The sequence below is a fragment of the Kitasatospora cathayae genome, assembly GCF_027627435.1.
In the GTDB taxonomy this organism is placed as follows: Bacteria; Actinomycetota; Actinomycetes; order Streptomycetales; family Streptomycetaceae; genus Kitasatospora; species Kitasatospora cathayae.
Genome location: NZ_CP115450.1, coordinates 2,564,422 through 2,589,405 on the forward strand (window position 1 = coordinate 2,564,422; position 24,984 = coordinate 2,589,405).

At 74.1% G+C, this 24,984-nt stretch carries 20 protein-coding genes and 1 pseudogene; 5 read left to right on the forward strand and 16 right to left on the reverse strand.

All coding sequences use genetic code 11. The features are described 5' to 3' along the window. Positions 1-41 precede the first annotated feature (41 nt). Positions 42-336, reverse strand: a pseudogene (locus tag O1G21_RS11310) (transglycosylase family protein). A 271-nt stretch (positions 337-607) separates the two neighbouring features. Beyond that, entirely contained in the window at positions 608-1,375 is a 768-nt protein-coding gene (locus O1G21_RS11320) for a LysM peptidoglycan-binding domain-containing protein (protein ID WP_270142977.1), read from the reverse strand. Between the two features lie 592 nt (positions 1,376-1,967). Here O1G21_RS11320 and O1G21_RS11325 point away from each other — a divergent pair. Together O1G21_RS11325 and O1G21_RS11330 are read left to right on the forward strand one after the other, a co-directional pair. Beyond that, positions 1,968-2,810, forward strand: coding sequence for a hypothetical protein (locus tag O1G21_RS11325; RefSeq protein WP_270142978.1), 843 nt, complete (start codon positions 1,968-1,970; stop codon positions 2,808-2,810). Between the two features lie 139 nt (positions 2,811-2,949). After that, positions 2,950-3,555, forward strand: a complete 606-nt coding sequence (locus O1G21_RS11330; RefSeq protein ID WP_270151501.1) for a hypothetical protein — start codon at positions 2,950-2,952, stop codon at positions 3,553-3,555. A gap of 101 nt (positions 3,556-3,656) precedes the next feature. Here O1G21_RS11330 and der read toward each other — a convergent pair whose 3' ends face one another. The 4 genes from der to O1G21_RS11350 form a co-directional block, all read right to left on the reverse strand. Then, positions 3,657-5,111, reverse strand: coding sequence for a ribosome biogenesis GTPase Der (gene der / locus O1G21_RS11335; protein WP_270142979.1), 1,455 nt, complete (start codon positions 5,109-5,111; stop codon positions 3,657-3,659). A 187-nt stretch (positions 5,112-5,298) separates the two neighbouring features. Continuing rightward, complete coding sequence (gene cmk / locus O1G21_RS11340; protein ID WP_405000626.1) at positions 5,299-6,036, reverse strand: (d)CMP kinase; 738 nt, start codon at positions 6,034-6,036, stop codon at positions 5,299-5,301. A gap of 85 nt (positions 6,037-6,121) precedes the next feature. Beyond that, on the reverse strand, positions 6,122-6,337 hold the full coding sequence (locus O1G21_RS11345; RefSeq protein ID WP_270142983.1) for a hypothetical protein: 216 nt from the start codon (positions 6,335-6,337) through the stop codon (positions 6,122-6,124). A 238-nt stretch (positions 6,338-6,575) separates the two neighbouring features. After that, positions 6,576-7,661, reverse strand: coding sequence for a prephenate dehydrogenase (locus O1G21_RS11350; protein WP_270142984.1), 1,086 nt, complete (start codon positions 7,659-7,661; stop codon positions 6,576-6,578). A 350-nt stretch (positions 7,662-8,011) separates the two neighbouring features. Between O1G21_RS11350 and O1G21_RS11355 the strand changes: the two genes are divergently transcribed. The 3 genes from O1G21_RS11355 to O1G21_RS11365 all read left to right on the forward strand — a co-directional run bounded on the left by O1G21_RS11355 (position 8,012) and on the right by O1G21_RS11365 (position 12,226). Next, positions 8,012-10,246 carry a mucoidy inhibitor MuiA family protein gene (locus tag O1G21_RS11355; RefSeq protein WP_270142986.1) on the forward strand — a complete coding sequence of 745 codons (2,235 nt, stop codon included), beginning with the start codon at positions 8,012-8,014 and terminating at the stop codon, positions 10,244-10,246. A gap of 3 nt (positions 10,247-10,249) precedes the next feature. Next, complete coding sequence (locus O1G21_RS11360; protein WP_270142988.1) at positions 10,250-11,797, forward strand: mucoidy inhibitor MuiA family protein; 1,548 nt, start codon at positions 10,250-10,252, stop codon at positions 11,795-11,797. A 66-nt stretch (positions 11,798-11,863) separates the two neighbouring features. After that, the gene (locus O1G21_RS11365) at positions 11,864-12,226 is read left to right on the forward strand and encodes a DUF952 domain-containing protein (protein ID WP_270142990.1); all 363 of its coding nucleotides are present in this window, start codon (positions 11,864-11,866) and stop codon (positions 12,224-12,226) included. A gap of 66 nt (positions 12,227-12,292) precedes the next feature. Here O1G21_RS11365 and O1G21_RS11370 read toward each other — a convergent pair whose 3' ends face one another. From O1G21_RS11370 to O1G21_RS11415, 10 genes are all read right to left on the reverse strand, one after another. Further along, a complete protein-coding gene (locus O1G21_RS11370; RefSeq protein ID WP_270142992.1) occupies positions 12,293-13,300 on the reverse strand; it encodes a helix-turn-helix domain-containing protein in 1,008 nt (335 codons plus the stop codon). Positions 13,301-13,523: 223 nt separating this feature from the next. After that, the gene (locus O1G21_RS11375; RefSeq protein WP_270142993.1) at positions 13,524-14,774 is read right to left on the reverse strand and encodes a pseudouridine synthase; all 1,251 of its coding nucleotides are present in this window, start codon (positions 14,772-14,774) and stop codon (positions 13,524-13,526) included. A gap of 62 nt (positions 14,775-14,836) precedes the next feature. Beyond that, positions 14,837-15,430: an SMC-Scp complex subunit ScpB gene (scpB, locus tag O1G21_RS11380; protein ID WP_270150916.1), complete on the reverse strand. Its 594-nt coding sequence runs from the start codon at positions 15,428-15,430 to the stop codon at positions 14,837-14,839. A 266-nt stretch (positions 15,431-15,696) separates the two neighbouring features. Beyond that, complete coding sequence (locus tag O1G21_RS11385) at positions 15,697-16,575, reverse strand: segregation and condensation protein A (protein WP_270142995.1); 879 nt, start codon at positions 16,573-16,575, stop codon at positions 15,697-15,699. A gap of 108 nt (positions 16,576-16,683) precedes the next feature. Further along, positions 16,684-17,280: a hypothetical protein gene (locus O1G21_RS11390; protein ID WP_270142997.1), complete on the reverse strand. Its 597-nt coding sequence runs from the start codon at positions 17,278-17,280 to the stop codon at positions 16,684-16,686. Further along, positions 17,277-18,344, reverse strand: a complete 1,068-nt coding sequence (locus tag O1G21_RS11395; protein WP_030245868.1) for a ParA family protein — start codon at positions 18,342-18,344, stop codon at positions 17,277-17,279. Before O1G21_RS11395 ends, O1G21_RS11390 begins: the two co-directional genes overlap by 4 nt. A 436-nt stretch (positions 18,345-18,780) precedes the next feature. Next, the gene (gene ald / locus O1G21_RS11400) at positions 18,781-19,896 is read right to left on the reverse strand and encodes an alanine dehydrogenase (RefSeq protein WP_270142999.1); all 1,116 of its coding nucleotides are present in this window, start codon (positions 19,894-19,896) and stop codon (positions 18,781-18,783) included. A 261-nt stretch (positions 19,897-20,157) separates the two neighbouring features. Continuing rightward, positions 20,158-22,209 carry a tetratricopeptide repeat protein gene (locus tag O1G21_RS11405; protein ID WP_270143001.1) on the reverse strand — a complete coding sequence of 684 codons (2,052 nt, stop codon included), beginning with the start codon at positions 22,207-22,209 and terminating at the stop codon, positions 20,158-20,160. Between the two features lie 183 nt (positions 22,210-22,392). Next, positions 22,393-23,040, reverse strand: a complete 648-nt coding sequence (locus tag O1G21_RS11410; protein ID WP_270143003.1) for an NUDIX domain-containing protein — start codon at positions 23,038-23,040, stop codon at positions 22,393-22,395. Between the two features lie 106 nt (positions 23,041-23,146). Then, positions 23,147-24,826, reverse strand: coding sequence for a CTP synthase (locus tag O1G21_RS11415; protein WP_270143005.1), 1,680 nt, complete (start codon positions 24,824-24,826; stop codon positions 23,147-23,149). Between the last annotated feature and the right edge of the window lie 158 nt (positions 24,827-24,984).

Consider the following 24,984-nt stretch of genomic DNA (forward strand, 5'->3'; position numbering starts at 1 on the left):
CAGCCGACTGCGCAGGACCGACGAATCAGGCCCCGGCCCTCCTACCTCAGCAACCCCAGCTCCCGCGCGCAGGACGGCCAGGCCTCCCACCCCTGCTGCCGCACGATCTCCTCCCCGACGGTGGTCTGCTCCCGCCGGCTCGCGTGGTCGGCCCGGTCGGCGAAGTGCAGGCCGCCGGACTCCGTCCAGGTGGTGGATCTGCAGCCCGCCGTAGTAGCCGTTGCCGATGTCCGCCCGCCAGTCGCCACCGCTCTCGCAGTCCGCGAGCTGGTCCCAGACCAGGTCCGCGACCCGCGGCGCCGCGCCGGCCCGGGCGCCGCCCGAGACCACGGCCATCACCACCGCCACGGCGGCACCGATCCGGATCACGGCCCGGGACGTCCGTCCTTCACACGAACGCGAACACGAACACGAGCAGGGACACGAACACGAACACGAACGCGAGCACGAATACGGCACGGCAGCCGACCCTAGAGAGCCCGCTCCCGTCCGGGCCGCCACCCGCCCAGCCACGCCGGGAACGCCGACAGCCGCTCCCCCACACGGGGGAGCGGCCACCGGGAGCCACGGCCCTGTACGAGCCGACGGGAGGTCAGCTCATCGGACTTCAGATGCTCAGGACCTGGCCCGGGAAGATCAGGTCGGGGTTGCCACCGACGACCTTGGCGTTGTTCTTGTACAGGTCGTGCCAGTCCAGGCCCTGCGCGGCGGCGATGGAGCTCAGGGTGTCACCGGACTTGACGGTGTAGTCGCCCTTGGCCGGCTTGGCGTCGTCGGAGGCGGTCCACGACTTGCCGCCGTTCCAGGACTTGGCGGCGTCAGCCTTCGCGGCGTCCTTCTTCGGCGCGGCGTCAGCCTTCGGCGCAGCAGCGGCCTTGGGAGCGGCAGCGGCCTTCGGGGCGGCGGTCTTCGGCGCGGGGGTCTGCGCCGGCTTGGCGGCGGAGGAGCCGGCCGTGGTGTCGACGGCGGCCGGGGCGCCGCCCTTGGTCAGACCCGCCTTGACGGAACAGACCGGCCAGGCGCCGGGGCCCTGCGAGGCGAGGACCTTCTCGGCGACGGAGATCTGCTGCGCCTTGGTGGCGAGGTTGGCCTGCGAGGCGTAGGCGGTACCGCCGTACGCGGCCCAGGTGCTGGAGGTGAACTGCAGACCGCCGTAGAAGCCGTTGCCGGTGTTGATGGCCCAGTTGCCACCGCTCTCGCACTGGGCGACGGCGTCCCAGGTGGCGACGGGGGCGGCGGAGGCCGAGGTGGCCGTGACGAGGCCGGCCACCGGCAGGGCCGCGACAGCGGCGCCCGCCACGACGGCCATCCGCACGCGGTTGCGCTTGGTGGCGACGGTGTTGGTGGCAGCGGCGTTCTCGTTACGGAAGGTCATGGGGTTCCTCTCGACAGCCCCGGGCGGGCATGCGGAACCAGACCCTGGAGAGGGCCGCATTCGCTTGCCGCGTCCGTCGGACGGCCGTGCACGTGTCGGACGTGCCGCTGCCGCCCCGGCCACCCAGCCGCTCGCCGGTGACCTGTTCGAGCGATCGCGTCGGCGGGCACCTGCCGCGCCCGGCCGGGACCGGGGGGCGATGCGTCGGGGGTGAGCCCGGGTGGCGCTCGTTGCGCCGCCCAAGAAGCTACGAGCCGGTCGACGGGGAACCAAAACGCCACGGGTCTGCCCAGCTCAGCGAAGGGTTACCGACGGTAAGACCCACACAAACATGCCCGAAATGCCCGATTTGGCCGTCGATTCCTAGATCAAACACCGAGGCCGCGTGACCCACCTCACGGTTTCATTCCGGCAGTCCTGTCACCGACATCGACAGATTGCGAGCAAGAGACCACGTGCCGCGATCGGATCCGAGGCAATTCCCGTCAGCCTCGACGGGCACCCGTGACGCCTGACACAAGGGCCCGTTGGGCATGGCGACCTCCCCGAGTCCGCCCCCATGACTCCAACCGCACCCATCCGAGGAGACCCTGTGCCGCGCATGCTCGACGTCAGCGACGAGGTCCGGCTCGAAATCGGCGACGACGAGGCCGACCGCCTGCTCGGCGGCGACCGCGCCCCCGACAGCTACGAATGCACCTCCTGCCGCACCCCCGGCGACACCCATGCGGAGCCCACCAGCACCGTGCTGTTCGTCGGCGACGAGACCGCCGTCCTGGCCTTCGCCCACGCCCGCTGCATCCCCTCCCAGGTGGTGCCGGTCGCCGAGGAACAACTGGCCGGCGCCGTGCGCAGCATCAGCCAGTCCCAGCCCGCCGCCCCGGCCCCGGTCGCTCCCGGCCCGGACTTCGCCGTCCCCGCCCAGGACTCCGCCTGGGCCCGGCCCCAGCCGCCCGCCCCCGGCCAGGCCGCGATCCTCGGCATCACCTGCGGGCTCGTCCTGCACGGCAAGGTCGGCCACGCCTCGCTGGTGGTCGAGCCCACCGGCCCGGTCGGCCGCCCCGGCAGCACCTCCGGCGAGGACGAGTTCCTCGACCTGCTCCAGGACGCGGGCTTCCAGCGGATCGTCGACCTCGACGAGACCCCGGAGCAGCTGCCCGGCTGGTCGGTCCTGGTCGCCATGGGCAAGCTGCACGCGATCCTGCAGCCCGCCGCGGCCGGCGGCAGCACCGGCTGGTGGCAGGCCCACCAGCCGCTCCAGGTCACCGACGCCTGGCGGATGGCCGCCAGCCAGCTCTCCGAGGTGACCATGTACGCCGTGCCGGCCGGCTTGGTCGGCCGTCAGCCCCGCGAGGATCTGCTGCGCCAGGCGCTGGAGCGGGCGGTGGCACTGGGCCAGGTGGTCGCCGCCTCCCTCCCGCTGGCCGGCACCTGATTCGCCCCGGCGCTTCGGACGGTGGTCGCTGACCGACCGCGGTCAGCGACCACCGTCCGAAGCGTCCGACACCCACCCCGGGTCCCCCGCCCACCGAACGCCCCCGCATCCCCACCGCCTCTCACTCGTTGGCCCCTACGTGTACAGCTACGACGTCTCCGCACCCGCCGGACGGTCCGCGACCTCCTCCCGCTCGATCCCGGGCATGCGCCCGTCGTACGACGCGGAGCACCCGCACTCGACGACCCCGATCTACGACGAGCTGTACTCCGAGTACCGACGGCTGTTCCGCGCCCTGCCCGGCGACCGCTCGGGCGAGGAGGACCTGAGGTTCACCGGCTTCGCCGTCCGCGACGGTTACCCGCTGCTCGGCGAGCAGCGCCAGTACCTGCCGCAGCAGCAGGCCTTCCACACCCACGCGGGCCAGCCGTCCGGCCTCCCCCAGTTCACGCCGGCGCAGTCACAGCACACCCACCCCGAACCCACCACCGCCACTACCACCCCCACCGCCACCACCCATGGCCAGAGCCAGGGCCACGGCCAGACCGCCCCCCAGTTCACCAACGGCCAGGGCTGGGTCGCCGCCGGCTACCTCGGCCCGCTCCCGCACGCGACCCCCGCCCCGCCCCCGACCGCCGCCCCGGTGCTGGGCACGGCCACCGGCCTCGCCACCGCCGCGCCCACCGGCGGCCGCCACCGCCAGATGCTCTCGCTCCCCCCGGGCCGCGCCGGCGACCACCACTGACCCGCGCCGGCGACCACCACTGCCCCGAGCGGCAGGAGCCGGAAAGCCCGAGGGCCCCGCCACCACCGGTGACGGAGCCCTCGACCCGTACTGCGTACCGCCTACTTCTTCTTGCGCTTCTCCCGGACCCGCACCGAGATCGAGATCGGAGTCCCCACGAACCCGAACTCCTCCCGCAGCCGGCGCTCGATGAAGCGCCGGTAGCCCGCCTCCAGGAAGCCCGAGGCGAACAGCACGAAGCGCGGCGGACGGATGCCCGCCTGGGTGCCGAACAGGATGCGCGGCTGCTTGCCGCCCCGGATCGGGTGCGGGTGGGCGGCCACCAGCTCGCCGAGGAAGGCGTTCAGGCGCGCGGTCGGGATGCGGGTCTCCCAGCCCTCCAGCGCGGTCTCGATCGCCGGGACGAGCTTCTCCATGTGCCGGCCGGTCTTGGCCGAGACGTTGACCCGCGGGGCCCACTGCACCTGGACGAGGTCGCGCTCGATCTCGCGCTCCAGGTAGTAGCGGCGCTCCTCGTCCAGCTGGTCCCACTTGTTGTAGGCGATGACGACGGCGCGCCCGGCCTCGACGGCCATCGAGATGATCCGGGTGTCCTGCTCGGCGAGGGTCTCGCTGGCGTCGATCAGGACGACCGCGACCTCGGCCTTCTCGAGCGCGGAGGCGGTGCGCAGCGAGGCGTAGAAGTCGGCGCCGGCGGTCAGGTGGACCCGGCGGCGGATGCCTGCGGTGTCCACGAACTTCCAGGTCTTGCCACCGAGTTCGATCATCTCGTCGACCGGGTCACGGGTGGTGCCGGCCAGCTCGTTGACGACCACCCGCTCCTCGCCGGCGACCTTGTTCAGCAGGCTGGACTTGCCGACGTTGGGCCGGCCGATCAGCGCGACCCGGCGCGGGCCGCCGGGGGCGGCGTCGCCGAAGGTCTGCGGCGGGGCCTCGGGCAGCGCGTCCATGACGGCGTCCAGCAGGTCGCCGGAGCCTCGGCCGTGCAGCGCGGAGACGGGGTACGGCTCGCCCAGGCCCAGCGACCACAGGTAGGCGGCCTCGGCCTCGGTGGACGGGCCGTCGACCTTGTTGGCGCACAGGACGGTCGGCTTGCCGGCCCGGCGGATGAGCTTGATCAGGGCCTCGTCGGTGTCGGTGGCGCCGACGGTGGCGTCCACGACGAACAGCACCGCGTCGGCCTGCTCGATGCCCAGCTCGGCCTGCGCGGCGACCATGGCGTCGATACCGAGGACGTCGATCTCCCAGCCGCCGGTGTCGACCACCTTGAAGCGCCGGCCGTTCCAGCTGGCCTCGTAGGTGACCCGGTCGCGGGTGACGCCCGGCTTGTCCTCGACGACGGCCTCGCGGCGGCCGATGATGCGGTTCACCAGGGTCGACTTGCCGACGTTCGGGCGGCCGACGACGGCCAGCACCGGCAGCCGGACGTGCTCGGCGCCGTCCACGGCGTCGAAGCCGTCGAGGTCGAAGCCCTCCTCGGCGGCGAGGGCCATGAACTCGGCGTAGTCGGCGGCGTCCAGCTCACCGGGGCCGGTGGCGGAGTGCTCTGCGGTCATGTTCGTCTGTTCCGTTTCCCGGCGCGGCCCTTCCCAGGGGCGTGCCGTGCGTACCTGCCCCGCTGGGGCAGCGCGATGGTTTCCGCCGCGGCGCCTCGACGGCCCGCGGTTCGTTCAGTGGTCAGAGGTCAGAGGTCGGTGGTCGGAGGTCAGGGCTCAGGGGTCAGATCACCAGATGGTGGACCGATCAGACCGACGACAGCCCGGCCCGCTCCTCCACCAGCGCGGCGATCCGGCCGATCACCTGCTCCAGGGTGAGCTCGCTGGTGTCCACCAGCACGGCGTCCGCGGCCTGGGCCAGTGGCGCCGTCTCGCGCGAGGAGTCGGCGGCGTCGCGGCGGGCGAGGTCGGCGGCCATCGCGGTGATGGTCGCCTCGTCCACGCCCTTGGCGCGCAGTTCGGCCGCCCGGCGCTCGGCCCGGGCCGCCTCGGAGGCGGTCAGGAACACCTTGACGGTGGCCTGCGGGAACACCACGGTCCCCATGTCCCGACCCTCGGCGACGATGCCGCGCTCGGCGACCTCGGCGCAGCCGCGCTGCAGCTCCACCAGCCGGGCCCGCACCGCCGGCACCGCGGCCACGGCGCTGACCTGCGCCGTCACCTCGGGACCCCGGATCGGACCGGAGACGTCCTGACCGTCCACGGTGATGGTCGGTCCGCCGGCGTCCGTACCGGACACGATGACGGGCTTGCCGCACGCGACGGCCACCGCCTCCGGGTCGGTCACGTCGACGTCGTTGGCCAGCATCCACCAGGTCATCGCCCGGTACATGGCGCCGGTGTCCAGGAAGCTCAGGCCCAGCCGGGCGGCGACCGCCCGCGAGACGGTCGACTTGCCGGAGCCGGAGGGTCCGTCGATGGCGACGACGACCGGGGCGTGCGCTCGGTCGGCAGTGTCCACGGGGGCGAACCTCTCTCTGAGCATGGAAGCCGGCGCCTGCGCGGGCGGACGGCCGGGGATTGTCTCCCTCAAGGTTAATGGACCGCCGCCGACCCCCGTCCCGGCCCGGTCACCGCAAGGCCGGTGGCACCGGCTCCGCCCGCCCGGCCGCCGGGTCCACGGCCTCCCGTGCCACCTCCAGCACCGCGTCCCCTAGCCTGGGCCGCACGTACTCGCCGTCCCGCTCGATGCCGAGCACCCCGGCGACGAAGGCCATCTGCCGCTCGGCGCCCGGGCACTCCCACACGAACGGCCCGGCCGACAGGTGCGAAGGGAAGTCGTTCACCGCGAAGGCGACCCGGTGGTACGCCGAGCTCCGTGAGAATCGGCCGGGGCCGCTCGACCAACGCCGTCACGCTGCGGTGGCGGATCAGGAACTCCCCGCCCACCACCGCTCGCAGGAAAGCGCTCGTTCCCGACGTCCACCGGCTCACCGGCTCACCGGCTCACCGGCGACCCCGTGCCGGGTCTCACCCAACGGCAAGTCGATGATCACACCCACTCCCCCCGCCATCCGACGAAGGTCAGTCCCGGACGCTCCAGCCCGAAGCGCGCAGCGCCGCCGTGAGCCGCTTGACCTCCATCGGCGCCACCGACAGCTGGACGAAGCCGACCTGCTGCCCGTCCGAGTGCTCGATGAGGACGTCCTCGATGTTGACCCCGGCCTCGCCGACCTCCCCGAACAGCCGGCCCAGCTCGCCCGGCTGGTCGCCGAGCACCACCGCGACCGTCTCGTACCGGGTGGGCGGGGCGCCGTGCTTGCCGGGGATGCGGGCCTGCCCGGTGTTGCCGCGCCGCATGACCGCCTCGATGCCCTCGGCACCGGCCCGGCGCTCGCCCTCCTCGGTGGCCGCCAGGGCGCGCAGCGCGGTGACGGTCTCGCCGAGGTCGCTGGCGACGTCCTCCAGCACGTCGGCGACCGCGGCCGCGTTGGCGGACAGGATGTCGACCCACAGCCCGGGGTTGGAGGCGGCGATCCGGGTCACGTCGCGCACACCCTGGCCGGAGAGCCTTATGGCCGTCTCGTCGGCGTTCTCCAGCCGGGCCGCGACCAGCGAGGAGACCAGCTGCGGGGCGTGCGAGACCAGGGCCACGGCCCGGTCGTGCGCGTCCGCGTCCATCACGATCGGCATCGCGCCGCACAGCGCGACCAACTCCAGCGCGGCGTTGAGCGTGTCGGTGTCGGTGTCGGGGGTCGGGGTGAGCACCCAGGGGCGGCCCTCGAACAGGTCGGCGCGGGCGGCGAGCGGCCCGGAGCGCTCGCGACCGGCCATCGGGTGACTACCGATGTAGTGGACGGTGTCGAGGCCGAGCGCGGCGATCTCGCTGCCCGGGCCGGACTTCACGCTGGCCACGTCGGTGTACCAGTGCGCCAGGTTGCGGCGCTGGCAGTCCGCGAGCACCTTGCCGACCAGCGCCGGCGGGACGGCGATGATCGCCAGGTCGACCGGGCCCTCGGCCGGTTCGGTGATGCCGGCGCCGAGCGACTCGGCGGTGCGGGCGGCGTCCGGGTCGGCGTCCTCCAGATGGACGGTCAGCCCGCGTGCGGCCAGGGCCAGGGCTGCGGAGGTGCCGATCAGTCCGGTGCCGACGACGACGGCAGTGCGCATGGCGGGTGGCTCTCCTCGATCACGGTTCTCGACTGGACGGTTCTCGCTGGCGGTGCTCAAGCTGGCGGTGCTCAACAGGTGCCACGGTCCCAACGGGTGCCGGTGCCGCCAGAGTCGGCCGGGCGCACCCGCGCCCCATCCTCCCATCCGACGACCCCCGAAAACCCCCGACCCCGCCAACCCCACCCAACCCCGGCCCGGCAACCGCGACCGCCCGACCCCCGTCCCACACAGTGCACACGCCGCGCCCCGGGAAATCCGGCGACGCCCGGCCCCGAGCGGGGCAGACTGGCCGCCGGGGGACGGCGGGGCGAGCCGCGGCACACCGGACGCGAACGAAGGGGTTGCGCATGGACGATCAGCACAGCAGTCACACCGGGCCGTCGAAACCGCCGGCCGTACCGGCCCACCCCTCGGTCCTGGACTCCGTCGTGGTGTACGCCGAGGGCGCGGTGTGCCGCCGCCGGGCCACCGTCCCGGTCCCGCCCGGCCGACGGCTGCGACTGACCGGCCTGCCCGACTCGCTGGACGCCGACTCGCTGCGCGCCCGGGTGCTCGCCGGCCCGGCCGGCACGGCGGTCGTCGAGGCCCGCCTGGAAGCCGTCGCCGAGCTCCGCGAACCCGACGAACTCCCGCAGCTGCGCCGCGAGTTGGACGAGGCCATGGAGCGCCAGGGCGCACTGAACGAGCGCCACCGGCTGGTCCGGAGCGCGATCGCCGAGACTGCCGCGCTGCGCGCCGTCCCGCCCCAGCGCCGCCGCGACGAGCCGCTGCGCCGCACTCCGGCCGACGCCTGGCTGGAGCTCGCGGACTTCGTCGACGAGCGGCTGGCCCGTCTCCAGGAGCGCGCCGAGCAACTCACCCAGGAGATCGAACTCGCCGACCACGAGCGACAGTTGGCCGCCGACCGGCTGGAGCGCGCGTCCACCGCCGGGCGGGCCGAGCCGATCGAGGCCACCGACACCGTCGTGCTCACCCTGACCACCACGGGAACCGGCACCGAGCAGATCGAACTGGAGCTGGAGTACGGCGTCCCCGCCGCCCGCTGGGTGCCCGCCTACCGCCTCAGCCACCGCACCGGCTCCGACACCGCCCACCTGGTGCTGCGCGCCGCCGTCGCCCAGCACACCGGCGAGGACTGGACGGGCGTGCGGCTCGCCCTGTCCACCGCCGACCTCGATCGCCGCACCGACCTGCCCCGGCTCGCCTCGCTGCGGATCGGCCGCAGCCAGCCCGCCCCGCCGCCCTCCGGCTGGCGCGAACCGCCGGCCGGCCTGTCCGACCTCTTCACCGGCTACGACGCGGCCGCGGCCGACCGCCCCGCCACCACCCGGCCCGGCGCCCCGATCCCGGTCGCGGCCCTCTCCGCACCCGAGCCCGCCCTGCGCCGCGCGCCCCGCGTCGGCGGCGCCCGCCCAGCAGGCGCCCAACCCGACTTCCGGCCGGACGAGGCCGCACCCGCCGCACCCGCCGGCCCCGCCGGCCCGTCCGGCGGCGGTGGTGGCGGCGGCTCACTGAGCGTCCAGGAGCCGGTGCCCTCGCCCCCGCCGCCCGGCTTCGCCGGCTACGGCGCGCCACCCGTGACGAGCGCCCCGCCCACGCCGAGCACCCCGTCCGCACCGACCGCCCCCGCCCCGATGCCCCAGGCCCCCGGCGGCACCCCGATGCCCCAGTCCTACGGCGGCGCCCCGCCGCGAACGGCCCGCCGCCGCGCCACCGCGCCGCCCCCGCCCACCGCCCTCACCCCCGACACCGTCCTGCTCGACTACCCCGACCTCCGGCTGGCCGGCCCCGACGACACCACCGACCGCCGCGGCACCCTGCGCCCGGACCCCGCCAGGGTCGAGCGCGCCGAGCTGGCACGCTTCGCTCCCGGCGGCCCCGAGGGCGCCCGGCTCCGCGACCTCCCCCTCCCCCGCCACGCCGTCCCGCCCCGCCGGTCGGCCGGCTCCTTCGACCACCGCTTCGACGCCGCCGCCCCCGCCGACATCCCCTCCGACGGCACCTGGCACTCCGTCACGGTGGACGCGATCCCGCTCTCCGTCAGCCCCGAGTACGTCACCGTCCCCGCCGTCGAGCAGAAGGTGTACGCGACCCTGGTGCTCGCCAACCGCACCGACCGCGCCGTGCTGGCCGGCCCGGTCGAGGTCACCGTGGACGACGAGTTCCTGCTCACCGCCGCGCTGCCGACGCTCGCCCCCGGCGAGACCCGCCGCCTGGGCATCGGCGTCACCGAGAGCATCGAGGTGGCGCGCCGCACCGAGCTGCACGAGTCCGCCACGGGCATGCTGAAGGGCAACAGCACGGTGCTCGACCACCGGGTGCACGTCCAGCTGGCGAACCGGCTCGGCCGCGCCGCCACGGTCGAGGTCCGCGAGCGCGTACCGGTCGCCTCCGACGCCGAGATCCGGATCGAGGAGCGCGCCGACTGGCAGGCGCCGGCCGTCCCCACCCCGGAGTGCCCGGCCGGCACCCGGCTCTGGCGGATCGAACTGCCGCCGGGCGGCCGCACCGAGCTGGACGGCGGCTACCAGATCAAGATCCCGGCCGGAAAGGCCATCGTCGGCGGAAACCGGAGGAACTGACCGATGACCGAAGAGACCGTCCCCCTCCCCGTCACCGCCGTCACCTGTCTGGAGGACCGTGCCCAGGTCGAGCGCGCGGTGACCGTCGAGCTCGCCGGGGGTGTCCAACGGCTGCGGCTGGGCCCGCTCACCGCCCTCGCCGTCGACCGCACCCTGCGCGCCGAATCCGCCGCCCCCGGCACCCGGGTGCTGGAGGCCCGGCTGGTGCGCAGCTGGACTCCGCGCGCCCCGCTGCCGCCCGGCCCGGAGGACTCCGCGCTGCGCCACCGGCTGCACGAGCTGGAGGCCGAGTCACGCCTCGCCGACCAGACCCGCTCCCGTCTGGAGGCCCGTCTCGCCCTGCTCGCCCAGCTGAGCACCGACCTGCTGCGCGAGGTCGGCGAGGGCGCCGGCGTCGGCGAGATCGAACGCACCCGCTGGGCCCGCGAGCTGGACCGGGTGGACGCCGAGCGCGAGCGCTACGCCGAGGAGCTGCGCGCCGCCCACTCCCGGCTGCGCCGCCTGGACCAGGAGCGGTCCCAGGCCCTGCTGGCCCTGGACCGGGCCGAGGAGGAGCCCGCCGAGCTGCTCGCCCACCTGGAGCTGACCGTCGAGGCCGAGCGGCCCGGCCCCACCTTGCTGACCGTCCACCACCTGGTGCCCTGCGCCCTGTGGCGCCCCTCCTACCGCGCCACCCTGGACGGCGGCAGCCTGCGCCTGGAGTCGGAGGCGGTGGTCTGGCAGCGCACCGGCGAGGACTGGACCGGCGCCCGGCTGACCTTCTCCACCGCCCGTTCCGCCCTCGCCACCGACCCGCCCGCGCTCGCCGAGGACCGGCTGACGCTGCGCGAGCGCACCGACGAGGAGCGCCGCACGGTCGAGGTCGAGCTGCGCGAGGAGCAGGTCAGCACCCTCGGCCCGGGAGCCGCCGTCCCCGGGCTGGACGACGGCGGCGAGGTGCGGGTGCTGCCCGCCCCCGCCCCGGCCACCGTCCCCTCCGACGGCCGGGCGCACCGGGTCCCGCTGGGCGCCTTCACCGGTGAGGCGAGGACCGAGTACGCCTGCGCCCCCGAGCTGTCCCCGCTGGTCACCCGGGTGGTCCGGTTCCGCAACACGGCCGGGCACCCGCTGCTGGCGGGCCCGGTCGAGCTGGTGCGCGGCAGCGGCTTCACCGGCCGCGGCGAGCTGCGCTTCACCGCCACCGGCGCCGACGCCGAGCTGTCCTTCGGTAGCACGGACGGCTACCGGGTGGTCCGCGAGACCGACGAGCTCCAGGCCACCGCCGCCCTGAGCGGCCGCCAGACCACCACCCGCACCGTCCGGCTGCACCTGTCCCGCTTCTCCGGCCCGGAGGAGCACGACGAGCAGCTGGTCACGGTGCGCGAACGGGTGCCGGTCTCCGAGGTGGCCGCGGTCGAGGTGCGGCTGCGCAAGGAGGAGTGCTCCCCGGCGCCGGACTCCTTCGACGCCGAGGGCATCGTGCGCTGGGACGTCCCGCTCGGCCCGGGCGCCCGCCGCAGCATCACCCTGGTGTACGAGGTCTCCGCCTCGGCCAAGGTGGCCGGGCTGTGACGCGGGAGCGCCCGTGACGACCGCTCAGGACCGGAATCGGGACCGGAAAGCGGGTACAAAAGGAACATGATCCTCCACCTCACCCCCCTGGACGACTGGCTGGCAGACCCCGGCCGCCCGTACGCCACCGCGTCGCTGCTCACCGACGGGTTCATCCACTGCTCGGCGGACGAGCAGACGGCGCTCGCGGTGGCCAACGCCTTCTTCGCCGACACCCCGGACCCGCTGATGGTGCTGCTGATCGAGGAGGCACTGGTGGAGCCGATGGTCAAGTGGGAGGCGCCGCACGGCGCCCCGCCGCCCGGCGCCACCCCCGGCGTGCTGTTCCCGCACATCTACGGGCGGCTGAACCGCACCGCCGTGGTCGGCCTGGAGAAGGTCGAGCGCGGCCCGGACGGCCGCTGGGCCTCCCTCAGCCCCTGGAGCTGACCGAAGCCCTCGAGCCGGCCGAAGCGCCGGAGCCGACCGAAACCCCCGGCAATCCCTCGGGCCCGCTCACAGCCACCCCCGCTCCCGGGCCGCCATCCCGGCCTGGAAGCGGGTGGTGGCGCCCAGCGAGCGCATCAGGGCCTGCAGCCGCCGCTGGGTGGTCCGGGCGCTCCAGCCCAGCGAGCGGGCGATCGACTCGTCGGTCAGTCCGGCGGCGAGCAGGCCGAGCAGCTTGCGGTGGTCGGCGTCCGGCTCCGGCGAGCCGTCGCCGGTGCCGAGCGCGGCCTGCAACTGCACGGCCCGCTCCCACTCCGCCTCGAACAGCGTGTCCAGCGCCTGCAGCAGCGCCGAGGGGTGGATCACGTAGGCCGCGTCCAGCACGCTGTCGCCGACGCTGATCGGGATGATCGCCATCCGATCATCCGAGATGATCATCTTCATCGGCAGCGTCGGCCGTACCCGCGCCTCCTCCCCGTCCGCCACGCCGACCAGGATGTTCTTCTCCAGCCGGCCGGGCCAGGCCACCGCCTCCCGGTCGTAGACGGTCCGGAACCTCAGCCCCTCCCGCAGCCGCCGCCGCTGCAGCGGCATCTCCGCCACCGGGTCCTGGATGTACGGCGGGCGGTCGAAGCCGCGCACCTGGTACCGGCTGGTCTCGGTGATGTGCTCCAGCCGCTGGGCGATCGCCTCGCCGCCGGTCAGCACCTCCACCGAGTGCGCCGGGTCGGTGTAGCGCGAGGCCTCCCGGAAGGCGTCCATCAGCCGGTGCATCTCGGCCCGGGCGTGCCGCAGTTCGGACTCCCGGTGGCCGATCAGGGTCCCTATCGCCACGTCCGGGGCGACCGGCAGGTAGCGCTCCCGGTCCACCGGCGCCCGGGTGGCCATGCCCTGCTGCGCCAGCCGGTCCAGCGCGCGCACGCACTGCTGGAACATCAGGCCGCAGCCCTCGGCCAGCTCCTCCGCGGTGGACTGCGGATTGGCCACCAGCGCCGCGTACACCCGCCCGTCCGGCTCGGCCAGTCCCAACGGGCCGAGCGCGTGCCCGGCGGACCGCCCCAGTGCTGCATCGGACACGACGCCGTCTCCCCCTGTTCGCCCCGGAACACCCCCTCCGGCGCCCGTGCTGGCGCAGTCCCGCCACTCGACGGGCCGGTGCTCCGGTGGCCATCCTCGGCCACGGATCATGGCGCTGACAAGGCCGTGACCAGCGGTTGCGTCCCGGCTCACAGCGAACGCCGGAGGGTCCCCCGCCACCACGGGCGGGGGACCCTCCGATGAACTCCGGGTGAACCTGCCGTTACAGGCCGACCTCGCGCATCAGCTGGCCGACCTCCGGGTTGGTCAGGCGGCGCAGCCAGCCCGACTTCTGGTCGCCGAGCGCGATCGGACCGAAGTGGGTGCGCACCAGCTTCTCGACCGGGAAGCCGACCTCGGACAGCATCCGGCGGACGATGTGCTTGCGACCCTCGTGCAGGGTCACCTCGACCAGGTAGTTCTTGCCGACGTTGGAGACCACCTTGAAGCTGTCGGCGCGCGCGAAGCCGTCCTCCAGCTCCACGCCCTGGGCCAGCTGCTTGCCCAGGTCGCGCGGGATCGGGCCCTGGATGGCGGCCAGGTAGGTCTTGGTCACGCCGTACTTGGGGTGGGTGAGGCGGTGGGCCAGCTCGCCGTGGTTGGTGAGCAGGATGATGCCCTCGGTCTCGGTGTCCAGCCGGCCCACGTGGAACAGCCGGGTCTCCCGGTTGGTCACGTAGTCGCCCAGGCACTGGCGCCCGTCCGGGTCCTCCATGGTGGAGACCACGCCGGCCGGCTTGTTCAGCGCGAAGAACAGGTAGGACTGGGTGGCGACGGTCAGGCCGTCCACCTTGATCTCGTCCTTCTGCGGGTCGACCCGCTTGCCCTGCTCGGTGACCAGCTTGCCGTTGACCTCGACCCGGCCCTGCTCGATCAGCTCCTCGCAGGCGCGCCGGCTGCCGACGCCGGCCCGGGCCAGAACCTTCTGCAGGCGCTCGCCCTCGGGCTCGCCGAAGGTCTTGGGCAGCTTGACGGCCGGCTTGTCGTGCCGGGCGAGGACGGCGTCCTCGATCTTGGCCTGCAGCTCGCGCGAGCGCTGCGGCTGGCGGCGCGGGTCGCCCGGGGCGCCCTGGCCCTCCCGGCGCGGGCGCGGAGCCGGACCGGGGCGCCGGCCGGCGAAGCCGCCGCGCGCCGGGGTGGCGTTCGGGCCGCCACCGTACTCGGGGCGGTCGTACTTGCGCTCCTCGGGCCGCAGCGGGCGGTCCGGGTAGCGGCGGTCGTCGCGCCGGTCGTCCCGGCGCCCGCCGTCGCGCCCGTACGAACCGCCGCGCGAGCCCGAGCCGGAGCCCGAGCCGCCGCCGTACGAACCGCCGCGGCCGCCGCCGCTGCCGTACGAACCGCCGCGCGAGCCCGACCCCGAGCCGCCGCGACCGCTGCCGCTGCCACCGCCGTAGGAGCCACCCCGGCCCCCGCCCTGTCCGCCGCGACCGCTGCCGCCGCCGCTGCCGTTCCTGCCGTTGCCACTGCTACGCATCAAAGTGTCCGTACGTCGTTCCGTCTGGGATGTGCGGTCGTCTCGGCCGACCTCACCTCCCCCTACCGATCGTGCGTTGCCCGACCGGCCTCGCCACTGCCGTCCGCGGCCTGCACGGCAGCGGCGGCGACCGCCTCCGCGATCATCGTGCCCTCCAGGGACTCCGCTTCCACGTCGTCGACCTCGGGCAGGAAGGGAGCGAGCTCCGGCAGCTCGTCCAAGCCGCGGAGCCCCATCCGTTCCAGGAAGTAGTTCGTCGTCCGATACAGGATCGCACCTGTTTCGGGCTCGGATCCGGCCTCTTCCACCAGTCCTCGCTGTACCAGGGTACGCATCACGCCGTCACAGTTCACACCACGGACGGCGGAAACCCGCGATCTGGACACCGGCTGCCGGTAGGCGACCACCGCCAGGGTCTCCAGCGCGGCCTGGGTCAGCCGGGCCTGCTGGCCGTCCAGCAGGAAGCGGTCGACGGCCGCGGCACAGGTGTCCCGGCTGTAGAACCGCCAGCCACCGGCCACCAGCCGCAGGTCGAACCCGCGCCGCTGGGCGGCGTACTCGGCGGCCAGCTCGCGCAGCGCCCGCGCCACCTCGGCCCGCGGCCGCTCCAGCGCCCCGGCCAGCCGCTCCTCCCCGACCGGCTCGTCGACGACCATCAGGATCGCCTCCAGTTCGGCCTTCAGCCCCGGCCCGACGGGCTCCTCGGGGGCGCCGGCCGGCTCCTCCGCAGCGGACGCACCGGACGGAGCCGACTTCTGGTGCACCACCCGGGGCTCGCCGTCCACCGGAGCCGACGTGGCCACCGGAACCGCCACCGGCTCCGGCAGCAGCTCGAAGGCCGGCTCCAGCCACTCCTCGGCCCGTGGCCGCCCCGGCAGTCCGAGCGGGCGCCGCACCGGCCGCCCGCCCTCGTTCGCGCCACTCATCGCCGCCCGTCCTCCTCCCGGGACCGCTCCGGCTCACCGGCCGGCCGGTCGAACTCGTCGGTCACCTCGACCGCGCCGCGGCCCTCCTCGGCCACCCAGCGCACCCGCAGCTCGCCGAGCGCCTCCGGCTGCTCGAAGTCCAGCACCCGCTCCCGGTACAGCTCCAGCAGCGCCAGGAAGCGGGCGACCACCACCAGGGTGTCCGGCGCGTCCGCGACCAACTGCTGGAAGGAGGCCTCGCCGAGGCCGGTGAGCAGCCCGACCACCAGGGAGGCCTGCTCGCGCACGCTGACCGGCGGGGTGTGGATGTGGTCCACGTACACCACCGGCTTCGGCTTGGGCTCCATGGCCTTGGCCGCCAGCTGGGCGAGCCGCTCCGGCCCGACGGTGATGACCACCTCGGGCAGCAGCTCCGCGTGCCGGGGCTCCAGGCCGACGGTCCGCGGCCGCCGCAGCAGCTCGGCCGCCCAGCGCTCGCCGAACAGCGCCGCCACCCGCTTGTACGCCCGGTACTGCAACAGCCGGGCGAACAGCAGGTCACGCGCCTCCAGCAGGGCGAGGTCCGCCTCGTCCTCGACCTCGGCCACCGGCAGCAGCCGGGCGGCCTTGAGGTCGAGCAGGGTGGCCGCGACCACCAGGAACTCGGTCGCCGCGTCCAGGTCCCAGTCCGGGCCCATCGCCCGGATGTGGGCCAGGAACTCGTCCGTCACGGTGGCCAGCGCCACCTCGGTGACGTCCAGCTTGTGCTTGGCGATCAGGCTGAGCAACAGGTCGAAGGGGCCCTCGAAGTTGTCCAGCCGTACCCGGAAGCCGCCCCGCGGCTCCTCCTCGGTGGCGTTCACGGCGCTGGCGGCTGGTTCGACGGTGCTCGGCATGACGGTCCATCTTCGCCCGTCCGCACCGCCCGCCCCGCCACGGGTCCCGCCGACACGCCGCCGGCCACCGGCGCGCCCGGGGCACCCGGCCGGCCCGCCGCGGGCGCCCTACCGGCCGCGCAGCCGCCGGACCAGGATCGAGGCCTCGCCGCGCTGCTCCAGGTCCGCCAGGACGACCGCGATGGCCTCCCGGACGATCCGTCCGCGGTCCACGGCCAGGCCGTGCTCGCCGCGCAGCACCAGCCGGGTGTGCTCCAGGTCCATGAGCTCCTCGGCGGACACGTACACGGTGATCTTCTCGTCGTGCCGCTCGCGCCCGCTCGGGCGGCGCGGCGCGCGGCCGCGCGGGCGGGCGCGTCCGGCGGCGGCCTGCTCCTCGGCGGCACCCGCGTGGGTGCGGCCCGCCGCGGCGGCGCCGGCACCGCGACCGCCGGTCACGGTCTTCCCGGCCTGGGCCTCGCCCGGCGCGGCGCCCTGGCCCCCGGGCGTCCGCTGGCCGGGCGGCTGCCCGGGCACCGTGGCGGCCGGCTGCTGCTCCTGCGGCCCCCGCCGGTCGTCCTGGGCGGCCTCGGCGCCGTCCGTGCCGTTGACGGTCCGCGCGGTCTCCGGTCTGGATGCCTCGGCGGCCGGACGCGGCGCGAGGGACGGCGACAGCGCCATCCCGCCGGTGGTCCGGAACAGCTCGTCGGCACCCGGGAGACTCACTCGGCGGGGCGGCACCGGTCGAGCACCTCCCTGGCGAGCTGGCGGTAGGCGGCGGCACCGACCGAGTTGGTGGCGTACGTCGTGATGGGCTCGCCGGCGACGGTGGTCTCCGGGAAGCGCACGGTCCGCCCGATGACGGTGTGGAAGACGTGCTCGCCGAACGCCTCGACGACCCGCGCCAGCACCTCACGGCTGTGCACGGTGCGCGAGTCGTACATGGTGGCGAGGATGCCGTCCAGGCGCAGCTCGGGGTTGAGCCGTTCGCACACCTTCTCGATGGTCTCGGTCAGCAGCGCGACGCCGCGCAGCGCGAAGAACTCGCACTCCAGCGGGACGATCACGCTGTGAGCGGCAGTCAGCGCATTGACCGTCAGCAGGCCCAGCGAGGGCTGGCAGTCGATGATGACGTAGTCGTAGTCCGGCAGCAGCGGCTTCAGGGCGCGCGCCAGCGCGGACTCCCGGGCCACCTCGCTGACCAGCTGCACCTCGGCGGCGGAGAGGTCGATGTTGGAGGGCAGCAGGTCCATGCCGGGGACCGCCGTCTTGAGCAGCACCTCATCGGCCGTCAGGCCCCGCTCCATGAGCAGGTTGTAGACGGTGACGTCGAGCTCCATCGGGTTGACCCCGAGGCCGACCGAGAGCGCGCCCTGCGGGTCGAAGTCGACGAGCAGCACCCGGCGGCCGTACTCGGCCAGCGCCGCGCCCAGGTTGATGGTCGACGTGGTCTTGCCGACGCCGCCCTTCTGGTTGCACATGGCGATGATCTGGGCGGGGCCGTGCTCGGCGACCGGCGCGGGGATCGGGAAGTAGGGCAGCGGACGGCCGGTCGGGCCGACCCGCTCGCGGCGCTGGCGCGCGGCGTCGGGGGCCAGCGTGGCGGCGTACTCCGGGTCCGGCTCGTACTCGGCGTCCGGGTCGTCGTAGGCGCCGTAGGCGAACTCGCCGTAGGCCAGGCCGTAGGCCGCCAAGTCGGCGTCGTGGTCGGTCACCGTGGTCACCTGCGCTGTGTTCTGGCGTGCTTCGAAGGTACGGAGTGCGACCGAGCCGACCTCGGCCGAGCCCACGGAGGGCTGCCGGGCCCCGGGCTCCTCACTCGGCTGGCCGGCGGTGAGCTCCGCCAGTCCTGGCTGACCACCCCCGGGAGCAATTGTCGACTCATTCACAAGTCGTCTTACCTCCTTGGGGATCCAGGACTCTATGTCGATTCGTCAGCGTGGCAGCATGCCGACGGTTTGCGACTCTAGGCCGTTCAAGGCGTTCGCAGCAACACAATCCACGGTAGTGGGCACGATGTGTCGACTATCAGGCGGGCCGCTGTCAAGGGATCAGCGGGCCTATGACCCTAACGTTTCTGCGGGCCGGTGCGGGTCGGGTGACACGACCGACCGAAATTGACGACAGAGCGACCCGCCCGGTCCATCCGGCGTTCACGGGCACGGCGAAGCCCCCGACCCGAACGGATCGGGTCGGGGGCGAACGACCGCCGTGCGGTCAGGGAGTTCAGGCGAGCACGCTCTCCAGCGTGACCGACTCCAGGCCGAAGGCCTCGGCCACGGCCGGGAAGGTGATCTGGCCCTCGTGCACGTTCAGGCCCTTGGCGAGCGCCGCGTCGCGGCGCAGCGCCTCCTTCCAACCGCGGTTGGCCAGCTCCAGCACGTACGGCAGGGTGGCGTTGGTCAGCGCGTAGGTGGAGGTGTTCGGGACGGCGCCCGGCATGTTGGCCACGCAGTAGAAGACGGAGTTGTGGACCTGGAAGGTCGGCTCGTCGTGCGTGGTCGGGTGCGAGTCCTCGAAGCAGCCACCCTGGTCGATGGCGATGTCGACGAGCACGGAGCCCGGCTTCATCCGGGAGACCAGCTCGTTGGTGACCAGCTTCGGGGCCTTGGCGCCCGGGATCAGCACCGCGCCGATGACCAGGTCGGCGTCCAGGACGGCCTTCTCCAGCTCGAAGGAGTTGGACATGATGGCCTTGATCTTGGTGCCGAAGATGCGGTCGGCCTCGCGCAGCTTGTTGATGTCGCGGTCCAGCAGGGTCACGTCGTAGCCCATGCCGATGGCGATGGTGGCCGCGTGCCAGCCGGAGACGCCACCGCCGATGACGACGGCCTTGGCCGGGTGGGTGCCGGGCACGCCACCGGGCAGCGTGCCGCGGCCGCCGGCCGGACGCATCAGGTGGTACGAGCCGACCTGCGGGGCCAGGCGGCCCGCGACCTCGGACATCGGGGCGAGCAGCGGCAGCGCGCCGTTGCCCAGCTGCACGGTCTCGTACGCGATCGCGGTGGTGCCGGAGGCGACCAGCGCGTCGGTACCGGCCCGGTCGGCCGCCAGGTGGAGGTACGTGAAGAGGGTCTGACCCTTCCGCAGCCGGTGGTACTCGGAGGCGATGGGCTCCTTGACCTTCAGCAGCAGGTCGGCGGTGGCCCACACCTCGTCGGCGGTGGGGAGGATGGTGGCGCCGGCGGCCACGTACTCCTCGTTGGGGATCGAGGAGCCGAGACCGGCGTTGTCCTCGATGTAGACCTCGTGTCCGTTGCGGACCAGCTCATGCACGCCGGCGGGCGTGATGGCCACGCGGTACTCGTGGTTCTTGACCTCGCGGGGGATGCCGACCTTCACGGCTAAACACGTCCTCTTGCCATGGGGGTCCCGACCGGAGAAGACCGGTGGGCGACGCGCACGTGGGGAAGCCTCCGGGCAGGCCGGGGCAGGGGATCGCTGCGCGACTGAGTTCGAGTGTAATGAAGCCCAGGCGGCGTGTCAGCCTTCCAAATCGAATAATTTCGCCGAACACATTGGCAGGTTCGTAGGCTTCCGCTGGAACTTACCTGCCAAAAACGTTGCAACCGGGCACTTTCGACGATACCCCCGAAACCGCCCTCACCACCCGCCGTCGACGCGTTCCCGCAGGTCCGCGAGGGCGGCCGCGACGGCCTCCCGGCCCCGTTCGTCGCCGATCCGGCGCAGCACCGCGAGCGCGGCCCGGTACTCCCGGTCGGCCTCCTCGAAGCGGCGCTGCGCGGTGTGCGCCTCGGCCACCCGGGCCAGCAGCCGGGCCTCCGCCGCGTGGTCCCCCAGTGACTGCCGCAGGCCGAGCGCCCGCCCGTACCAGTCGGCGGCGCGCACCGCGTCGCCGAGTGCCCGGTGGCAGCCCGCCGCGCCCTCCAGGGCCCGGGCGCAGAGCGGTTCGTCCCCGACCGTACGGGCGTGCTCCAGGGCGGCCCGGTAGTGCGCGCCGGCCTGCTCCCAGCGGCCCGCCGCCGCCTGCAGGTCGCCCAGGTTGAGCAGCGCGGCCGAGGCCCGGCGGGGGCGGCCGTTGCGCTCGGCGACGGTGAGCACCAGCTCGTGCAGCCGGTAGAGGTCGGCGGGGGCGGCCGCGCCGGTCAGCGGCAGGGCCCGCAGCAGCGCGGTGACCAGCCGACCGGCCGAGCCGTCCAGGTCGCCCTGGCCGATCGCGTCGGCCACCGCGCCGAGCAGCAGCTCCCGCTCGCCGAGCAGCCAGTCCCGGGCGTGCCCGGCCGAGCGCAGCCGCAGCACGGCCGGCAGCGGGTCGGGCGCCGGACCGTCGGCCGGGTCGAGCAGGGCGCGGGCCGACTCGGTGAGCCGGACCAGCCGCTCCAGCAGCCGGGCCCGGGCGAGTTCGGTCTCGGCGGGCCGGTCCTCCTCTTCCCGCAGCCGGACCAGCCGCGGGTAGAGCCGCCCGGGCACCCGGTAGCGCGGGGCGCCGTCGGCGGCCGGCGCCTCCTCGCCGAGCAGCTCCCGCTCGGCCAGCGCGGCCAGCGTCGCGGCGGCCTCCGGCGCCGGGCAGCCCACCAGGGCGGAGGCGGTGCGCCAGTCGGCGGTCTGTGCCGGGGCCAGGGTGAGGGTGCGCAGCATCCGCGCCTGGGCGGCCGGCAGCCCCCGGTACAACAACGTGAACGCGCCCAGCAGCGGGTCGTTGTCGGGGACGGGCACCGGCGCTGCGGGCTCCGGCTCGGGCTTCACCCAGCTCGCCGGGCTGCTGCCGGCCAGTTCGGGGGTGGCCGACTCGGCAGCGGACGCGGGCTCGGCGCCCTTCTCCCCCGCCTTCTTGTCCCGGGGCCGCTGCCGCCCCGACCGGGCGGCCTCGGTCGGCTTGGCCGTGCCCTCGTCCGGTTGGGCCGCCGGCTCCGACTCCTCCCCCACCACCCGGTTGAGCGCGCGCGCCGCGTCGGTGACCGCGATCTTCGGGTCGCCGCGCAGCCACCCCGCCATCAGCCGCAGCGCGGCCGGCCGGGCCGCGCAGGCCTCGGCGAGGTCGGCGCCGCCGACCGGGTCGCAGGAGATCCGGGTGCCGCCCACCAGGTCGGCCAGCAGTTCCCCGGAGGCCTGCCGGTCCAGACCGCCGAGGATCACCGGGTCGATGTCCTCGATCCCGGTGAGCGGCCCGGCGGTGGTGGCGATCACCAGGCAGCCGGGCTCGTCGGCGAGCAGCGGCCACACCTGTCCGGCGTCCCGCACGTCGTCCAGCACCAGCAGCACCTTGAGCCCCGCCAGCGCCTCCCGCAGCGCCACGCAGCCCGGCTCGTCCCGCCCGTCCTCGACCGCCCCGGGCAGTGGCACGGCGGCCTGCGGGTCGAGCTGCTCCAGCAGCAGCCGGGCGGCCCGGCCCGGCGGCACCCGTCCGCCGTCGGGGGCGGACAGCCGGGTGAACAGCACGCCGTCCGGGTAGTCGGCGGCCACGGTCCGGGCGAACCGGACGGCCAGCGCGGTCCGGCCCGAACCGGGCCGCCCGGCCAGCACCAGCAGGGGGCAACGGCCGCTCACCCGCCGGGCGGCGCCCGCCCGCAGCGCGGCCAGCTCGGCGCGCCGCCCGGCGAACAGCGCGGGCCCGGCGGGCAGCCGGTCGAGCCCCGGGACGGCGCTCGCGGGCATGTCGGGGCCGGGGTCCATCGTCGCCGTCTTCCTCGCCACCCGTGCCACTCCCGACGTCATCCCGCGCCCGGCGTCCGACTGGTCAGCGTCCGGCGCTCGGCGGAGGCGGCCCGGGACGGGCGCCCTGTCAGCGAAGCGTAGTTCGACCGTCCGGCTGAGCCGAGGTGACATCCGGTCGTACGAACCGGCAGATCACCCGGGCGAATCAACCGGTGGGTTCGTTCACACCTCGAAGGGGCGCGCCGGCCACGGCGCGTCCGGACGGCGCAGCCCGTCCAGGCCGTCCGGGGAGGTCAGCGCGGCGTGCACGGCGAGGGTGCCGGTGATCAGGGTCGGGTTGTGCAGCTGCCCGGCGTGGATCAGCCGGATCAGTTCGGGCACCGGCACCCAGGCGAGCTCGATCTCCTGCTCCTCCCCCTCGGCGGCGTAGCGCTCGCCCTCGGCGTCCGACAGGTCGGTCGCCAGGAACATCCGCAGCGCCTCGTCGGTGCCGCCCGGGGAGGTGTAGAAGTCGACGAGGATCCGCCAGGTGTCGGCCTTGCAGTGGGCCTCCTCGTACAGCTCGCGCTGCGCGGCGCGCCACGGGTTCTCGCCGGGCACGTCGAGCAGACCGGCCGGCAGCTCCCACAGCCGCTGGCGGACCGGGTGGCGGTACTGGCGCAGCACCAGCACCCGCTGCTGGTCGTCCAGGGCGAGCACGGAGACCGAGCCGGGGTGGGTCTGGTAGTCGCGCCGGGCCCAGCTGCCGTCGGGCATCCGGACCTCCTCGGTGCGCACCCCGGTCACCCTGCCCTGGAACGGCGTCGCGCTGCCCCGGACCTCCCACGTCTCGGCCGTATCGGCGATCACCACGTCGCGCTGCTCGTCCATCGCTCTCCCCTTTTCGTCAGTACGACACAATCTAACGCCGAACGGCGGCCCCGCGGGAATCGCGGGGCCGCCGTCCGGTGAACGACCACGGCCGAACAGGGGATGACTACTCGGAGGCCGCGGTCTTGATCTCGATGGCGGCCTTGACCAGGCCCGCGAACAGCGGGTGCGGGCGGGTCGGGCGGGACTTCAGCTCCGGGTGGGCCTGGGTGGCCACCAGGTAGGGGTGCACCTCGCGCGGGTACTCGACGTACTCGACCAGGTCGCCCTTGGGCGAGAGGCCGGAGAACTGCAGGCCGGTCTTCTCGAGGTCCGCGCGGTACGCGTTGTTGACCTCGTAGCGGTGGCGGTGGCGCTCCTCGACGTACTGCTCGCCGCCGTAGACCTCGCGGACGATCGAGCCCTCGGCGAGCTTGGCCGGGTACAGGCCCAGGCGCATGGTGCCGCCCAGGTCGCCCTTGCCGTCGACGATGGCCAGCTGCTCGGCCATGGTGGAGATGACCGGGTGCTTGGCGGCGGCGTCGAACTCGGTGGAGTTGGCCTCGGGCAGGCCGGCCAGGTTGCGGGCGGCCTCGATGACCACGCACTGCAGGCCCAGGCACAGGCCCAGCAGCGGGACCTTGTTCTCACGGGCGTAAGTGATGGCGCCGACCTTGCCGTTGACGCCGCGGTCGCCGAACCCGCCGGGGATGCAGATCGCGTCGACGTCACCGAGCTGCGCCTGGGCGCCCTCGGGGGTCTCGCAGTCGTCCGAGGTGACCCACTTGATCTCGACCCGGGCGTTGTTGGCGAAGCCGCCGGCGCGCAGCGCCTCGGTCACCGACAGGTAGGCGTCCGGCAGGTCGATGTACTTGCCGACCAGGGCGACCTTGACGATGTGCTGCGGCTCGTGGACCCGGCGCAGCAGGTCGTCCCAGGTGGTCCAGTCCACGTCGCGGAACGGCAGGTCGAGGCGGCGCACCACGTAGGCGTCCAGGCCCTCGCCGTGCAGCACCTTGGGGATGTCGTAGATCGACTTGGCGTCGATGGCCGCGACCACGGCCTCCTCGTCCACGTCGCACATCAGCGAGATCTTGCGCTTGATCGCCTGCGGGACCTCGCGGTCGGCGCGCAGCACGATCGCGTCGGGCTGGATGCCGATGTTGCGCAGCGCGGCGACGGAGTGCTGGGTGGGCTTGGTCTTGAGCTCGCCCGAGGGGCCGATGTACGGCAGCAGGGAGACGTGCACGAAGAACACGTTGTCCCGGCCGACCTCGTGGCGGACCTGGCGGACGGCCTCCAGGAACGGCAGCGACTCGATGTCGCCCACGGTGCCACCGACCTCGGTGATCACCACGTCGACGTCCTCGGTCGCCATGCGGCGGATCCGGGACTTGATCTCGTTGGTGATGTGCGGGATGACCTGGACGGTGTCGCCCAGGTACTCGCCGCGGCGCTCCTTGGCGATGACCGTCGAGTACACCTGGCCGGTGGTGACGTTCGCGGAGCCGTGCAGGTTGGTGTCGAGGAAGCGCTCGTAGTGACCGATGTCCAGGTCGGTCTCGGCGCCGTCGTCGGTGACGAAGACCTCACCGTGCTGGAACGGGTTCATGGTGCCCGGGTCCACGTTGAGGTACGGGTCCAGCTTCTGCATCGTCACGCGCAGGCCGCGGGCCTTGAGCAGCGCGCCGAGGCTGGAGGCGGTCAGCCCCTTGCCGAGCGAAGAGGCGACACCCCCGGTGACGAAGAGGTGCTTGGTCGTCACGGCGCGGCCGTTCGCTGCCTTGCCGGAATGGGGCTGTGCCAAGAGGGGGCTCCCGTGGGTCGCGTGTCGAAGGTGACGTGGGCGGGAGGCGCGCGGCTCGCCGGGCGACGGAGGCCGGCGAGTGCTCGGCGCTCGTAGGGTCGTCGGTTCGGCTGGTCCTGGGCGTTTGATTCCCGCCGGTCCACGGGATACCAGGGTAT

Bases quoted from the DNA above. Each gene is read 5' to 3' on its own strand.
- O1G21_RS11375 (WP_270142993.1), bottom strand. From the start codon at position 14,774: ATGCGTAGCAGTGGCAACGGCAGGAACGGCAGCGGCGGCGGCAGCGGT.
- O1G21_RS11410 (WP_270143003.1), bottom strand. From the start codon at position 23,040: ATGGACGAGCAGCGCGACGTGGTGATCGCCGATACGGCCGAGACGTGG.
- O1G21_RS11385 (WP_270142995.1), bottom strand. From the start codon at position 16,575: ATGCCGAGCACCGTCGAACCAGCCGCCAGCGCCGTGAACGCCACCGAG.
- O1G21_RS11350 (WP_270142984.1), bottom strand. From the start codon at position 7,661: ATGCGCACTGCCGTCGTCGTCGGCACCGGACTGATCGGCACCTCCGCA.
- der (WP_270142979.1), bottom strand. From the start codon at position 5,111: ATGACCGCAGAGCACTCCGCCACCGGCCCCGGTGAGCTGGACGCCGCC.
- O1G21_RS11320 (WP_270142977.1), bottom strand. From the start codon at position 1,375: ATGACCTTCCGTAACGAGAACGCCGCTGCCACCAACACCGTCGCCACC.
- O1G21_RS11365 (WP_270142990.1), top strand. From the start codon at position 11,864: ATGATCCTCCACCTCACCCCCCTGGACGACTGGCTGGCAGACCCCGGC.
- cmk (WP_405000626.1), bottom strand. From the start codon at position 6,036: ATGCTCAGAGAGAGGTTCGCCCCCGTGGACACTGCCGACCGAGCGCAC.
- scpB (WP_270150916.1), bottom strand. From the start codon at position 15,430: ATGGTCGTCGACGAGCCGGTCGGGGAGGAGCGGCTGGCCGGGGCGCTG.
- O1G21_RS11360 (WP_270142988.1), top strand. From the start codon at position 10,250: ATGACCGAAGAGACCGTCCCCCTCCCCGTCACCGCCGTCACCTGTCTG.
- O1G21_RS11355 (WP_270142986.1), top strand. From the start codon at position 8,012: ATGGACGATCAGCACAGCAGTCACACCGGGCCGTCGAAACCGCCGGCC.